Annotated in this window: 12 protein-coding genes; 10 read left to right on the forward strand and 2 right to left on the reverse strand. The window is 59.4% G+C overall.

Features of this window, described 5'->3' with window-relative positions; genetic code table 11:
* Positions 1 to 6: 6 nt before the first annotated feature.
* Positions 7 to 1,296: a citrate synthase gene (gene gltA, locus ACYAR8_RS13920; protein ID WP_037009384.1), complete on the reverse strand. Its 1,290-nt coding sequence runs from the start codon at positions 1,294 to 1,296 to the stop codon at positions 7 to 9.
* A gap of 362 nt (positions 1,297 to 1,658) precedes the next feature.
* On the opposite strand from gltA, the gene sdhC reads away from it, so the two are divergent.
* From sdhC to brnQ, 10 genes are all read left to right on the forward strand, one after another.
* Positions 1,659 to 2,033 (forward strand): succinate dehydrogenase, cytochrome b556 subunit, encoded by a 375-nt coding sequence (gene sdhC, locus ACYAR8_RS13925; protein ID WP_074884980.1) that lies wholly within the window; start codon positions 1,659 to 1,661, stop codon positions 2,031 to 2,033.
* Positions 2,027 to 2,395 carry a succinate dehydrogenase, hydrophobic membrane anchor protein gene (gene sdhD, locus ACYAR8_RS13930; RefSeq protein WP_074884978.1) on the forward strand — a complete coding sequence of 123 codons (369 nt, stop codon included), beginning with the start codon at positions 2,027 to 2,029 and terminating at the stop codon, positions 2,393 to 2,395. Before sdhC ends, sdhD begins: the two co-directional genes overlap by 7 nt.
* Positions 2,396 to 2,398: 3 nt before the next feature.
* A complete protein-coding gene (gene sdhA, locus ACYAR8_RS13935; RefSeq protein WP_074884975.1) occupies positions 2,399 to 4,171 on the forward strand; it encodes a succinate dehydrogenase flavoprotein subunit in 1,773 nt (590 codons plus the stop codon).
* A gap of 11 nt (positions 4,172 to 4,182) precedes the next feature.
* Positions 4,183 to 4,887, forward strand: coding sequence for a succinate dehydrogenase iron-sulfur subunit (locus ACYAR8_RS13940; RefSeq protein ID WP_074884973.1), 705 nt, complete (start codon positions 4,183 to 4,185; stop codon positions 4,885 to 4,887).
* A gap of 269 nt (positions 4,888 to 5,156) precedes the next feature.
* Positions 5,157 to 7,988: a 2-oxoglutarate dehydrogenase E1 component gene (locus tag ACYAR8_RS13945; RefSeq protein WP_074884969.1), complete on the forward strand. Its 2,832-nt coding sequence runs from the start codon at positions 5,157 to 5,159 to the stop codon at positions 7,986 to 7,988.
* A 42-nt stretch (positions 7,989 to 8,030) separates the two neighbouring features.
* Positions 8,031 to 9,281: a 2-oxoglutarate dehydrogenase complex dihydrolipoyllysine-residue succinyltransferase gene (odhB, locus tag ACYAR8_RS13950; protein WP_074884966.1), complete on the forward strand. Its 1,251-nt coding sequence runs from the start codon at positions 8,031 to 8,033 to the stop codon at positions 9,279 to 9,281.
* Positions 9,282 to 9,453: 172 nt separating this feature from the next.
* Positions 9,454 to 10,890, forward strand: coding sequence for a dihydrolipoyl dehydrogenase (gene lpdA, locus ACYAR8_RS13955; RefSeq protein ID WP_065986297.1), 1,437 nt, complete (start codon positions 9,454 to 9,456; stop codon positions 10,888 to 10,890).
* 198 nt (positions 10,891 to 11,088) lie between these two features.
* The gene (gene sucC / locus ACYAR8_RS13960; protein WP_004882574.1) at positions 11,089 to 12,255 is read left to right on the forward strand and encodes an ADP-forming succinate--CoA ligase subunit beta; all 1,167 of its coding nucleotides are present in this window, start codon (positions 11,089 to 11,091) and stop codon (positions 12,253 to 12,255) included.
* Positions 12,255 to 13,142: a succinate--CoA ligase subunit alpha gene (sucD, locus tag ACYAR8_RS13965; RefSeq protein WP_037009399.1), complete on the forward strand. Its 888-nt coding sequence runs from the start codon at positions 12,255 to 12,257 to the stop codon at positions 13,140 to 13,142. Before sucC ends, sucD begins: the two co-directional genes overlap by 1 nt.
* A gap of 315 nt (positions 13,143 to 13,457) precedes the next feature.
* The gene (brnQ, locus tag ACYAR8_RS13970) at positions 13,458 to 14,771 is read left to right on the forward strand and encodes a branched-chain amino acid transport system II carrier protein (RefSeq protein ID WP_463580192.1); all 1,314 of its coding nucleotides are present in this window, start codon (positions 13,458 to 13,460) and stop codon (positions 14,769 to 14,771) included.
* A gap of 102 nt (positions 14,772 to 14,873) precedes the next feature.
* Here the strand turns inward: brnQ and ACYAR8_RS13975 are convergent, their stop codons facing one another.
* A complete protein-coding gene (locus tag ACYAR8_RS13975; protein ID WP_065986299.1) occupies positions 14,874 to 15,125 on the reverse strand; it encodes a hypothetical protein in 252 nt (83 codons plus the stop codon).
* Position 15,126 lies beyond the last annotated feature (1 nt).

Here is a 15,126-nt window from a genome sequence, read left to right on the forward strand (position 1 = left end):
ACCGAGTTACTTGCGCTCGGCCAGCGGAACGATGTCCCGTGACACTTCGCCGGTGTACAGCTGGCGCGGACGGCCGATCTTGTAAGGGCTCGACAGCATTTCTTTCCAGTGGGAAATCCAGCCGACGGTTCGCGCCAAGGCGAAGATCACGGTGAACATACTGGTCGGGATGCCGATCGCCTTGAGGATGATGCCCGAGTAGAAGTCGACGTTCGGGTACAGCGAGCGTTCGATGAAGTACGGGTCGGTCAGGGCGATCTCTTCGAGACGCATGGCCAGTTCGAGCTGCGGGTCGTTGGTGATGCCCAGCTCGCGCAGGACTTCGTCGCAGGTCTGCTTCATCACGGTGGCGCGCGGGTCGCGGTTCTTGTAAACCCGGTGACCGAAGCCCATCAGCTTGAACGGATCGTTCTTGTCCTTGGCCTTGGCGATGTAGGTGTCGATGTTGGACACATCGCCGATCTCATCAAGCATGGTCAGCACAGCTTCGTTCGCGCCACCGTGGGCAGGGCCCCAGAGTGCGGCGATACCGGCGGCGATACAGGCAAACGGGTTGGCGCCCGAGGAGCCCGCCATGCGCACGGTGGACGTCGAGGCGTTCTGTTCGTGGTCGGCGTGAAGGATGAAGATCCGGTCCATGGCCTTGGCCAGCGTCGGGCTGATCGGTTTGATTTCGCACGGCGTGTTGAACATCATGTGGAGGAAGTTTTCCGCGTAGCTGAGGTCGTTGCGCGGGTACATCATGGGTTGACCCATGGAGTACTTGTAAACCATTGCGGCCAGGGTCGGCATCTTGGCGACCAGGCGGATTGCGGAGATTTCCCGGTGCTGCGGATTATTGATGTCCAGGGAATCGTGGTAGAACGCCGAAAGGGCGCCGACCACACCGCACATGACGGCCATCGGGTGGGCATCGCGACGGAAACCGTTGAAGAAGGTCTTCAGTTGCTCGTGCACCATGGTGTGATTCTTCACGGTGACGACGAATTCGGCTTTTTGCTCGGCGGTTGGCAGTTCGCCGTTGAGCAGCAGGTAGCAGGTTTCCAGGTAGTCCGATTGCTCGGCCAACTGTTCGATCGGGTAGCCGCGATGCAGGAGAATGCCGTTGTCACCGTCGATATAGGTGATCTTCGATTCGCATGAGGCGGTAGACATGAAGCCTGGGTCGAATGTGAAGCGTCCGGTGGCAGTCAGGCCGCGTACGTCGATAACATCGGGACCAACGGTGCCGGTCAGAATGGGCAGCTCGACGGGGGCTGCGCCCTCGATGATCAACTGCGCTTTTTTATCAGCCATGTGGCCTCCTAATTATGCTTCAAATCATCAGACAGACCCCCCACGCAGGGCCCGCATCACTATAGTGAGATAAATTCTAAAGTCAATTTGCCAAAAGTCTTGTGGCAGAAGGCTTTAACCCATGGTTTTCGTCGAAATTACGGGCCATTTACGCCAATTATCGGGCTAAAGCAATCCACCCTTGGCACAGGGTCTGCGCGTTGTCATTAGTTGGCTAACTGTCTATACTCGGCGTCCGACCGCCAGGGGCTTTCAGGCCCGATTCAACGGGGTTGGTCACTTCCTGGGTAGTGGGTACCTGACCAGTACACTTCCCAACAACTTGCCCTGAGTGTTAGGGCTCTTCAGTGTGAAAAAAAGCCGTGAAAAGCCAACGACCTGTAAACCTAGACCTAAGGACCATCAAACTCCCAATCACTGCTTACACGTCCATCCTTCACCGTATTTCCGGTGTCATCCTCTTCGTCGGCATTGCCATCATGCTTTATGCATTGGACCTGTCGCTCGACTCCGAGGAAGGCTTCGCGTCGGTGAAAGCGGGACTGACCAGTCCGCTGGCCAAGTTCGTGATCTGGGCTCTTCTGTCCGCACTGCTGTATCACCTGGTGGCGGGCGTCCGTCATCTCATCATGGACTCGGGCATTGGCGAGACGCTGGAAGGCGGCAAGCTGGGCTCTAAAATCGTGATTGCCGTGTCTCTGGTGGTGATCGTTCTGGCAGGAGTGTGGATATGGTAACCAACGTCACCAACCTTTCTCGTTCGGGCCTGTATGACTGGATGGCGCAACGCGTCTCCGCCGTCGTACTCGCGGCTTATTTCATTTTCCTGATCGGGTACCTGGTCGCGCACCCTGGCCTCGAATACGCCACGTGGCATGCGCTGTTCTCCCATAACGCAATGCGCATCTTCAGTCTGTTGGCCCTTGTGGCCCTGGCGGCTCACACCTGGGTCGGCATGTGGACCATCGCGACCGACTACCTGACGCCGATGGCGCTGGGCAAGTCCGCGACAGTGGTGCGTTTCCTGTTCCAGGCGGTGTGCGGCATTGCGATGTTCGCTTACTTCGTCTGGGGTGTGCAGATTCTTTGGGGTATCTGATCCATGGCTAACATTAATACGCTTTCATTCGACGCCATTATCATTGGCGGCGGCGGTGCGGGCATGCGTGCCGCATTGCAACTGGCTCAGGGCGGCCACAAGACCGCTGTCGTCACCAAGGTATTCCCGACTCGCTCCCACACCGTTTCCGCCCAGGGTGGCATCACCTGCGCAATCGCTTCGGCCGATCCGAACGATGACTGGCGCTGGCACATGTACGACACCGTCAAGGGCTCCGACTATATCGGTGACCAGGACGCTATCGAATACATGTGTTCCGTAGGCCCGGAAGCCGTGTTCGAACTCGAGCACATGGGCTTGCCGTTCTCCCGTACCGAGCAGGGCCGCATCTATCAGCGTCCGTTCGGCGGCCAGTCGAAAGACTTCGGCAAGGGCGGTCAGGCTGCACGTACCTGTGCTGCTGCCGACCGTACCGGTCACGCGCTGCTGCACACGCTGTATCAGGCCAACCTGAAAGCCGGCACCGTATTCCTCAACGAGTACTACGCAGTTGATCTGGTCAAGAACCAGGACGGCGTGTTCGTCGGCATCATCGCCATCTGCATCGAAACCGGTGAAACCTCCTACATTCGCGCCGACGCGACTGTACTGGCCACCGGCGGTGCCGGCCGCATCTATTCCTCCACCACCAATGCCCTGATCAACACCGGCGACGGCATCGGCATGGCGTTGCGTGCCGGTGTCCCGGTTCAGGATATCGAAATGTGGCAGTTCCACCCGACCGGCATCGCCGGCGCAGGTGTACTGGTCACCGAAGGCTGCCGTGGTGAAGGCGGTTACCTGATCAACAAGCACGGCGAGCGTTTCATGGAACGCTATGCACCAAACGCCAAGGACCTCGCCGGTCGTGACGTAGTGGCTCGTTCGATGGTTAAAGAGATCATTGCCGGCAACGGTTGCGGTCCCGACGGCGACCACGTGATGCTCAAGCTCGATCACCTCGGTGAAGAAGTGCTGCACAGCCGTCTGCCAGGGATCATGGAGCTGTCCAAGACCTTCGCACACGTCGATCCGGCCGTTGCGCCAATCCCTGTCGTACCGACCTGCCACTACATGATGGGCGGCGTTGCCACCAATATTCATGGTCAGGCAATCACCCAGGACGCCGCCGGCGTCGACACCATCATCCCGGGCCTGTTCGCGGTCGGTGAAGTGGCGTGTGTATCGGTTCACGGTGCCAACCGTCTGGGCGGCAACTCGCTGCTCGATCTGGTGGTGTTCGGTCGGGCCGCCGGTTTGCACCTGGAGCAGGCGCTCAACGAAGGCGTCGACTACCGTCGCGCTTCCGAGACCGACATCGACGTCGCGCTCGCTCGCCTCAATGGCCTGAACTCGCGTACCGAGGGCGAAGACGTCGCTACCCTGCGCAAAGAGCTGCAGAGCTGCATGCAGAACTACTTCGGTGTGTTCCGTACCGGCGAATACATGCAGAAGGGTATTGCCCAGCTGGCTGACCTGCGCACGCGTATTTCCAATGTCAAGATCAACGACAAGAGCCAGGCGTTCAACACTGCCCGGATCGAAGCGCTGGAGCTGCAGAACCTGCTGGAAGTCGCTGAAGCAACGGCGATCGCCGCAGAGCATCGCAAGGAGTCCCGTGGCGCCCACGCCCGTGAAGACTTCGAAGATCGCGACGACGAGAACTGGCTGTGCCACACCCTTTACTTCCCGGGTGACAAGAGCGTAGCCAAGCGTGCCGTGAACTTCTCGCCGAAAACTGTTCCGACTTTTGAACCTAAGATTCGGACTTATTAAGGGTGACCGCCATGTTGCAAGTCAGTGTTTATCGCTACAACCCTGATCAGGACGCCGCGCCGTTCATGCAGGATTTCCAGGTCGACACCGGTGGCAAAGACCTGATGGTGCTGGACGTCCTGGCTCTGGTCAAAGAGCAGGACGAAGGCTTCTCGTACCGTCGTTCGTGCCGCGAAGGCGTGTGCGGTTCCGACGGCATGAACATCAACGGCAAGAATGGTCTGGCCTGCATTACGCCGCTGTCGGCTGTGATCAAGGGCAACAAGCTGGTGGTTCGCCCACTGCCTGGTCTGCCGGTCATCCGTGACCTCGCCGTCGACATGAGCATCTTCTACAAGCAGTACGAGAAGGTGAAGCCATTCCTGCAGAACGATACGCCGGCTCCGTCCATCGAGCGCCTGCAGTCTCCGGAAGAGCGGGAAAAACTCGACGGCCTGTACGAGTGCATTCTGTGCGCTTGCTGCTCGACGTCCTGCCCGTCCTTCTGGTGGAACCCGGACAAGTTCCTGGGTCCTGCGGCGATCCTGCAAGCCTACCGTTTCCTGGCGGACAGCCGCGACACCAGAACGCAAGAGCGTCTGGCGTCGATGGACGATCCGTTCAGTGTGTTCCGCTGCCGCGGCATCATGAACTGCGTCAACGTTTGCCCGAAAGGCCTGAACCCAACCAAGGCCATTGGTCACGTGCGCAACATGCTGCTCAAGAGCGGTGTCTGAGTTTGCCGCACCTGTAACACCGCAGCACCCGCTAATGCAGCACCCGTAGACGCTGCGGCGCAGGCTTCAACCGGCGCCGTAGTTTTAACCTGAGCAGTTGTCGTATGGCTTCAGCTCTTATTTTGAAGAAATGAAACCAGCAGGGGCATCCGGGCTGGTACCCGGACTATCTGCGTGATCCCTAGTGACTTGAAGTCGCTGCACATGGACTTTTCAAGTTTGCGCTGGCATCGACGCCGATGGTGTCCCCTAATCGAGGGTGACCAAGCATGCAAGAAAGCGTGATGCAGCGCATGTGGAACAGCGCCCACCTTTCCGGTGGTAACGCTGCCTATGTGGAAGAGCTCTATGAGCTCTACCTGCACGACCCTAACGCTGTGCCAGAAGAGTGGCGCACCTATTTTCAGACGTTGCCGGCTGACGGCAGCACTGCCACCGATGTATCGCACTCTACGGTTCGCGATCATTTTGTGTTGCTGGGGAAAAACCAGCGCCGCGCCCAACCGGTCTCTGCCGGCAGCGTGAGCAGCGAGCATGAAAAGAAGCAAGTTGAAGTGCTGCGACTTATCCAGGCATTCCGTATGCGCGGCCATCAGGGTGCGCAACTCGATCCTCTGGGTCTGTGGAAGCGTACTGCGCCAGCTGACCTGTCGATCAACCATTACGGTTTGACCAACGCTGACCTCGACACCACATTCCGTGCCGGCGACCTGTTCATCGGCAAGGAAGAAGCGAGCCTACGCGAAATCGTCGAAGCGTTGCAGCAGACATATTGCCGCACCATCGGCGCCGAGTTCACGCACATCGTCGATTCCAACCAGCGCAACTGGTTCATGCAGCGCCTCGAAAGCGTGCGTGGTCGTCCAGCCTATTCCGCCGACATCAAGAGCCATCTGCTCGAGCGTGTGACCGCGGGCGAGGGTCTGGAAAAGTACCTGGGCACCAAATATCCGGGCACCAAGCGTTTCGGTCTGGAAGGCGGCGAAAGCCTGATCCCGATGCTCGACGAGCTGATTCAGCGCTCCGGGTCCTACGGTACCAAGGAAGTTGTCATCGGCATGGCCCACCGTGGCCGTCTCAACGTGCTGGTCAACACCTTCGGCAAGAACCCGCGCGACCTGTTCGACGAGTTCGAAGGCAAGAAGAAGGTCGAGCTGGGCTCCGGTGACGTCAAGTATCACCAGGGCTTCTCGTCCAACGTGATGACCACCGGCGGCGAAGTCCACCTGGCGATGGCGTTCAACCCGTCCCACCTGGAAATCGTTTCCCCTGTGGTCGAAGGCTCGGTGCGTGCCCGTCAGGACCGTCGTAACGACGTCACTGGCGAGAAAGTGCTGCCGATCTCGATTCACGGTGACGCGGCGTTCGCCGGTCAGGGCGTTGTGCTGGAAACCTTCCAGATGTCGCAGACCCGTGGCTTCAAAACGGGCGGCACGATCCACATCGTGATCAACAACCAGGTCGGCTTCACCATCAGCAAGCAGGAAGACTCGCGTTCCACCGAGTATGCGACCGACGTTGCGAAGATGATTCAGGCACCGATCCTCCATGTGAATGGCGATGATCCGGAAGCCGTGTTGTTCGTGACCCAGTTGGCGATCGACTACCGCATGCAGTTCAAGCGTGACGTGGTCATCGATCTTGTCTGCTACCGCCGTCGCGGCCATAACGAAGCCGACGAGCCAAGTGGCACCCAGCCGCTGATGTACCAGCAGATCGCCAAACAGCGCACCACCCGTGAGCTGTACGCCGATGCGCTGGCCACCGCCGGCATCCTCAACGCCGAAGCCGCTCAGGCCAAGGTCGACGAGTACCGCAACGCGCTGGACAACGGCATGCACGTTGTTAAAAGCCTGGTCAAAGAGCCGAACAAGGAATTGTTCGTGGATTGGCGTCCGTATCTGGGTCACGCGTGGACCGCACGTCACGACACCAGTTTCGACCTCAAGACCCTGCAGGAACTGTCAGCCAAGCTGATGGAAGTGCCGGAAGGTTTCGTGGTTCAGCGTCAGGTCCAGAAAATCTACGAAGACCGCCAGAAGATGCAAGTCGGTGGGCTTCCGATCAACTGGGGCTACGCCGAAACCATGGCCTACGCCACGCTGGCGTTCGAAGGCCATCAGGTGCGCATCACCGGGCAGGATGTCGGTCGCGGTACGTTCTCGCACCGCCACGCCGTGCTGCACAACCAGAAAGACGGCGCGACCTACGTGCCTCTGCAGAACCTGTATGCCGGTCAGCCTCGTTTTGACCTGTACGACTCGTTCCTGTCGGAAGAAGCTGTGCTGGCGTTCGAATACGGTTACTCGACCACTCAGCCGAATGCGCTGGTGATCTGGGAAGCCCAGTTCGGTGACTTTGCCAACGGTGCACAGGTCGTGATCGACCAGTTCATCACCAGCGGCGAGCACAAGTGGGGCCGTCTGTGCGGTCTGACCATGCTGCTGCCCCATGGCTACGAAGGGCAGGGCCCGGAGCACTCATCGGCACGTCTTGAGCGTTACCTGCAGTTGTGCGCCGAGCACAATATTCAGGTCTGCGTACCGACCACCCCGGCCCAGATCTACCATCTGCTGCGCCGTCAGGTGATCCGTCCGCTGCGCAAGCCGCTGATCGTGTTGACGCCGAAGTCGTTGCTGCGCCACAAGCTGGCCGTGTCGACCCTGGAAGATCTGGCCCATGGATCGTTCCAGACTGTCATCCCGGAAATCGACACCCTCGATGCCGCGAAAGTGACGCGTCTGGTGCTGTGCAGCGGCAAGGTCTACTACGACCTGCTGGAAAAACGCCGTGCCGAAGGCCGCGAAGACATCGCCATCGTGCGTCTCGAGCAGCTCTACCCGTTCCCGGAAGACGACCTGATGGACGCTATCGCGTCTTACACCAACCTGACCAATGTGGTCTGGTGTCAGGAAGAGCCGATGAACCAGGGCGCCTGGTACAGCAGTCAGCACCACCTGCGCCGCAGCATCGGCAATCACAACCGCAACCTCGTTCTCGAGTACGCCGGCCGTGATGCTTCAGCTGCTCCCGCTTGTGGATACGCTTCGATGCACGCCGAACAGCAGGAAAAACTGCTGAAAGACGCGTTCTCCGTTTAACGCCATCGCGCACTAGAAACCGAATTAAAGGAATTACAGATAATGGCTATTGAGATCAAAGCCCCCTCTTTCCCGGAATCCGTTGCCGACGGCACCGTTGCCACCTGGCACAAGAAACCGGGCGACGCCGTCAAGCGTGACGACCTGATCGTCGATATCGAAACCGACAAGGTCGTGCTGGAAGTATTGGCCGAAGCTGACGGCGTGCTCGGCGCAATCGTTGCCGAAGAGGGCGCTACCGTCCTGTCGAACCAGCTGCTGGGCTCGATTGAAGAGGGCGGCGCTGCTGCCGCTCCATCTGCTGCCGCTCCAGCCGCTGCTGCATCGGCTCCGGCTGCTGCGCCGGCCCAGGCTGGCGCTGCACCTGCCGCTGCTTCCGGTGACGAAGACGCCATCGGCGCTCCGGCTGCCCGCAAGCTTGCGGAAGAAAACGGCATCAACCTGTCCAGCGTCAAAGGCACAGGCAAAGACGGCCGCGTGACCAAGGAAGACGTTGTTGCTGCCATCGAAGCGAAGAAGTCCGCTCCGGCCGCTGCACCTGCCGCCAAGCCTGCTGCTGCAGCCGCTGCTCCTGTTGCTGCCGCTGGCGACCGCACCGAGAAGCGTGTTCCGATGACCCGTCTGCGCGCCAAGGTGGCAGAGCGTCTGGTTGAAGCTCAATCGAACATGGCGATGCTGACCACCTTCAACGAAGTCGACATGACCGAAGTCATGGCTCTGCGTTCGAAGTACAAGGACCTGTTCGAGAAGTCCCACAACGGCGTACGCCTGGGCTTCATGTCGTTCTTCGTCAAGGCCGCGACCGAAGCGCTTAAACGCTACCCGGCGGTCAACGCGTCGATCGACGGCACCGACATCGTTTATCACGGTTATGCCGACGTCGGCGTTGCCGTGTCGAGCGATCGCGGTCTGGTGGTTCCGGTGCTGCGCAACGCCGAGCAGATGAGCCTGGCTGAAATCGAAGGCGGCATCGCCACCTTCGGCAAGAAAGCCCGTGACGGCAAACTGTCCATCGACGAGATGACTGGCGGTACCTTCACCATCACCAACGGTGGTACTTTCGGTTCGATGATGTCGACCCCGATCGTCAACCCGCCGCAAGCGGCTATCCTGGGCATGCACAACATTCTGCAGCGTCCCATGGCGATCAACGGTCAGGTCGTCATCCGTCCGATGATGTATCTGGCGCTGTCCTACGATCACCGCCTGATCGACGGTAAAGAAGCCGTGACGTTCCTGGTGACCATCAAGAACCTGCTGGAAGACCCGGCGCGTCTGTTGCTGGACATCTGATTCAAGGACAGCTGCAAGCCGCAAGCGCCAAGCTGCAAGTTACAGCAGCCTGGCGCCAACGCTTGGGTCGTCGCAACATCCTAATGAACAGGCTGCAACTCGTCTGTAAAGCATCACGGATCAGCTTGCAGCTTGTGGCTTAAAGCTCGCAGCTAAAGAGGAACTCTTTTCTATGTCCCAGAAATTCGACGTGGTAGTGATTGGCGCTGGCCCTGGCGGCTACGTAGCCGCTATCAAGGCCGCGCAACTCGGTCTCACGACTGCCTGCATCGAGAAGTACCAGGATAAAGAGGGCAAGCTGGCCCTCGGCGGTACCTGTCTGAACGTGGGCTGCATCCCTTCCAAGGCGCTGCTGGACAGCTCCTGGAAATTCTACGAAGCCAAGAACCAGTTCGGCGTTCACGGTATCTCCCTCAGCGATCTGAAAATGGACATTGCTGCCATGATTGGTCGCAAGGCACAGATCGTCAAAGGCCTGACCGGCGGCGTTGCCAGCCTGTTCAAGGCCAACGGCGTCACTTCCCTGCAAGGCCACGGCAAACTGCTGGCAGGCAAGAAAGTCGAGCTGACCAAGCCTGACGGCACCACCGAAGTGATCGAAGCCGAGAACATCATTCTGGCATCCGGTTCGCGTCCGATCGACATTCCGCCGGCTCCGGTCAATCAGGTCACCATCGTCGATTCGACCGGCGCCCTGGAATTCCCGGCTGTGCCTGAGCGCCTGTGCGTCATCGGCGCCGGTGTTATCGGTCTGGAACTGGGTTCGGTCTGGGCTCGTCTGGGTGCCAAAGTGACGGTCCTGGAAGCGCTGGAGAAATTCCTGCCTGCCGCTGACGAAGCTGTTGCCAAAGAAGCGCAGAAGACCTTCAACAAGCAGGGTCTGGACATCAAGCTAGGCGCTCGCGTGACCGGTTCCAAGGTCAATGGCGACGAAGTGGTCGTCACCTACACCGACAAGGACGGCGAGCAGAACATCACGTTCGACCGCGTGATCGTGGCCGTTGGCCGTCGCCCGGTGACCACCGAGCTGCTGGCTGCCGATAGCGGCGTCGACATCGACGAGCGCGGTTTCATCTTCGTCAACGAGCAGTGCGAGACCAGCGTTCCTGGCGTGTACGCGATCGGTGACGTGGTTCGTGGTCTGATGCTGGCGCACAAAGCGTCCGAAGAAGGCATCATGGTTGTCGAGCGCATCAAGGGTCACAAGACCCAGATGAACTACGACCTGATCCCGTCGGTCATCTACACCCACCCGGAAATCGCCTGGGTCGGCAAGACCGAGCAGACGCTCAAGGCTGAAGGCGTTGAAGTCAACGTCGGTCAGTTCCCGTTCGCGGCCAGCGGCCGTGCAATGGCAGCGAATGACACCGGCGGTTTCGTCAAGGTCATCGCTGATGCCAAGACCGACCGTGTACTGGGTGTACACGTCATTGGTCCTGGCGCTGCAGAGCTGGTACAGCAGGGCGCGATCGGTATGGAGTTCGGCACCAGTGCCGAAGACATCGGCATGATGGTCTTCTCCCACCCGACGCTGTCCGAAGCGCTGCACGAAGCGGCACTGGCTGTGAATGGCGGCGCCATCCACATCCAGAACAAGAAAAAACGCTAAAGATAACCACGACGGTCCGCCCGTCGTAGGCCCTGCTCGCAGGGCTTACCGCGGAAGGTCCGTTGGACTCGAACTCCCGGCAGCGCAGGGCAGGCTGATGCCTGATCTGCGTTCTCCGGGAGAAGCGGTCACAGGTGGTGCGGCACGCTTTGACGAGCAGCACCGAATGCGCAGTACCTAACGAAGACGGTAATAAGCATGAATCTTCACGAGTATCAGGGTAAGCAGCTGTTCGCTGAATACGGCCTGCCAGTATCCAAGGGCTATGCAGTAGACACCCCGGAAGCAGCAGCAGAAGCGTGCGACAAGATCGGCGGAACCGAGTGGGTCGTCAAAGCCCAGGTTCACGCAGGCGGTCGCGGTAAAGCCGGCGGCGTCAAGCTGGTTCGCAGCAAGGAAGACGCCGCTGCGTTCGCTCAACAGTGGCTGGGCAAGCGTCTGGTTACTTACCAGACTGATGCCAACGGTCAGCCAGTCACCAAGATCCTGGTTGAATCGTGCACTGACATCGCCAAAGAGCTGTACCTGGGCGCTGTAGTCGACCGTTCGAGCCGTCGTATCGTGTTCATGGCTTCCACCGAAGGTGGCGTGGACATCGAGAAAATCGCTCACGACACGCCTGAGAAGATTCTCAAAGCGACCATCGATCCACTGGTTGGCGCTCAGCCATTCCAGGGTCGCGATCTGGCATTCCAGCTGGGTCTGGAAGGCAAGCAGGTCACTCAGTTCGCCAAGATCTTCACCGGTCTGGCCAAGCTGTTCCAGGACCACGACCTGGCGCTGCTGGAAGTGAACCCGCTGGTCATCAAGGCTGACGGCGATCTGCACTGCCTCGACGCCAAGATCAACATCGACGCCAACGCCATGTACCGTCAGCCAAAGCTGAAGGCTTTCCACGACCCATCGCAAGATGACCCACGTGAAGCCCACGCTGCCAAGTTCGAACTGAACTACGTGGCACTGGAAGGCAACATTGGCTGCATGGTCAACGGTGCCGGTCTGGCCATGGGCACCATGGACATCGTCAACCTGCACGGCGGCAAGCCAGCCAACTTCCTCGACGTAGGCGGCGGCGCAACCAAGGAACGCGTTACCGAAGCGTTCAAGATCATCCTGTCCGACACCAACGTCGCTGCAGTACTGGTCAACATCTTCGGCGGCATCGTTCGTTGCGACATGATTGCCGAAGGCATCATTGGCGCCGTGAAAGAAGTCGGCGTGAAAATCCCGGTGGTTGTTCGCCTTGAAGGCAACAACGCTGAGCTGGGCGCTAAAGTACTGGCAGAAAGCGGCTTGAACATCATCGCAGCTACCAGCCTGACCGACGCTGCTCAACAAGTCGTCAAAGCTGCGGAGGGCAAATAATGAGCGTCCTGATCAATAAAGACACCAAAGTTATCTGCCAGGGCTTCACCGGCTCCCAGGGTACCTTCCACTCCGAGCAAGCCATTGCCTACGGCACCAAAATGGTTGGCGGCGTAACTCCAGGCAAGGGCGGCACCACGCACCTGAACCTGCCAGTGTTCAACACTGTGTCCGAAGCTGTAGAGAAAACCGGCGCAACCGCTTCGGTCATCTACGTTCCGGCTCCGTTCTGCAAGGATTCCATCCTTGAAGCAGCGTTCGGCGGCATCAAGCTGATCGTCTGCATCACCGAAGGCATCCCGACCATCGACATGCTCGAAGCCAAGGTCAAGTGCGACGAACTGGGTGTGGTCCTGATCGGCCCTAACTGCCCAGGCGTCATCACCCCGGGCGAGTGCAAGATCGGCATCATGCCAGGTCACATTCACTTGCCAGGCAAAGTCGGTATCGTGTCGCGTTCCGGCACCCTGACTTACGAAGCTGTGAAGCAGACCACTGACGCCGGTTTCGGCCAGTCGACTTGCGTCGGCATCGGTGGTGACCCGATCCCGGGTTCGAACTTCATCGACATCCTGAAGCTGTTCCAGGAAGACCCTAAGACCGAAGCGATCGTCATGATCGGTGAGATCGGCGGTTCGGCTGAAGAAGAAGCGGCTGCCTACATCAAGGCACACGTGACCAAGCCAGTCGTTTCCTACATCGCGGGTGTGACTGCTCCTCCGGGCAAGCGCATGGGCCATGCGGGCGCGATCATCTCTGGCGGCAAAGGCACTGCAGACGAGAAATTCGCTGCACTGCAGGACGCAGGCGTCAAAACCGTGCGTTCGCTGGCAGACATCGGCAAAGCCTTGGCTGAGCTGACCGGTTGGGAAGTGAAGAAGGCTTAATCGCCCTCGTCTCACTGCCTGATCAACAAAAGCCACCTTCGGGTGGCTTTTGTGTTTTCTGGCGTTTCGATTTGCGCCGGCGTGACGGCCCTGATCCTGTAAGACATTTCTGATATGCGACATGAACGTGCACTCAGCGGTCGCACCGCCCTGTATCGGTGCGCCAAATAGGGTAGGCTAGCCGCCGTTTTGTGCAGTCGGCTCCCACAAGGAGCGGCGGCGCGCTCAGGGTCTGTCTTAAAAGGGCGGGCAGCATTTCCCCCACCCTCAGGGAAATCCTCTTCTTAATTCCGATTCAGCAGTGTGGTTTCCTTAATGAAAGTGTTGAAAGGCCAGGACATTCTGGCACTGGGTTTCATGACGTTTGCGCTGTTCGTGGGCGCTGGCAATATCATCTTCCCCCCGATCGTAGGTCTTCAGGCCGGCCCCAACGTATGGATGGCCGCCCTGGGCTTTCTGGTCACGGCAGTCGGCCTTCCGGTGGTGACTGTCATCGCCCTGGCCAAGGTCGGCGGCGCGATGGACGCGTTGAGCAGCCCGATCGGCAAGGTCGCCGGGACTATTCTCGCCGCCGTCTGCTACCTGTCCGTAGGGCCGTTGTTCGCCACCCCCCGCACGGCGACTGTGTCGTTCGAAGTCGGCCTGGCGCCGCTGACGGGTGAAAGCCCGCTCGCGCTGTTTCTCTACAGCCTGGTTTATTTCGTGCTGGTGTTCTGGATCTCCCTTTATCCGGGTCGACTGCTCGACACCGTGGGCCGTTTCCTCGCGCCGCTGAAGATCATCGCCCTGGCCATCCTCGGCATCGCCGCGTTTGTTCTGCCAGCGGGAGAGGTGGGTATCGCGGAACCTGCCTACGTCGCCGCGCCGTTCTCCCAGGGATTCATCAACGGCTACCTGACCATGGACACCCTGGGCGCGCTGGTCTTCGGCATCGTCATCGTCAACGCGATTCGCTCGCGCGGTGTCGAGTCGCCTCGGTTGATCACCCGCTACGCCATCATCGCCGGCCTGATCGCCGGTGTCGGTCTGGCGCTGGTCTACATCAGCCTGTTCCGCCTGGGCTCCGACAGCCACGCCATCGCTGCCGGTGCAACCAATGGCGCCGCCGTGTTGCATGCCTACGTCCAGCACACCTTCGGCACCCTGGGCAGCAGCTTCCTCGCCGTGCTGATCTCGCTGGCCTGTCTGGTGACGGCGGTCGGTCTGACCTGCGCCTGCGCTGAATACTTCAGCCGTGTGCTGCCGCTGTCCTACAAGACGCTGGTGATTCTGCTGGCAGTATTTTCCCTGCTGGTGTCCAACCTGGGGCTGACCAAGCTGATCCAGTTCTCGATTCCGGTGCTGACCGCCATCTACCCGCCGTGCATTGCGCTGGTGGCGTTGAGCTTCTGCAAGGATTTCTGGCACGAGCAAGGGCGGATCGTCGCACCGGTCATGCTGGTCGCGTTCCTGATCGGTGCGGTGGATGCGGTGAAGGGGTCTGCGCTGGGTGTGTACCTGCCGGATGCGCTGGCTCATCTGCCATTGAGCGAGCAAGGCCTGGCCTGGCTGATGCCGTCGTTGATCACGCTGTTCGTCGCGTTCGTGGTGGATCGCATGCTGGGCAAGCGCAGCGAAGCGCTGGCCTGACGGTGGAGGTCGGCGCGGCATTGATATCAATGCGCCGACCATTTCCAGCAGACAAAACAAAGCCCGCTAAATGCGGGCTTTGTTTTTTGAAACTCTGAAAACTTACTGCTTAGTTGCAGGTGCTGCCTGGTTCGCTTCTTTAGCGCGCTCTTGAGCGGCTTCAGCGTTCTTTTGAGCGGCTTCCTGACTTTCTTTGGCAGCGTCGTTCACTTTGTCTTGCGCTTTCTGCATCGATTCTTGCGACTGCTCGGCAGCCTTGTTTGCATCTTGCTGTTTATCTTCGGATTTTTTGTCACAGGCGGCGAGGCCCAGAGTGGCAGAAAGCATCAGGGCAATAGCTAAAGATTTACGCATG

This window comes from Pseudomonas sp. HP_01, assembly GCF_055284355.1.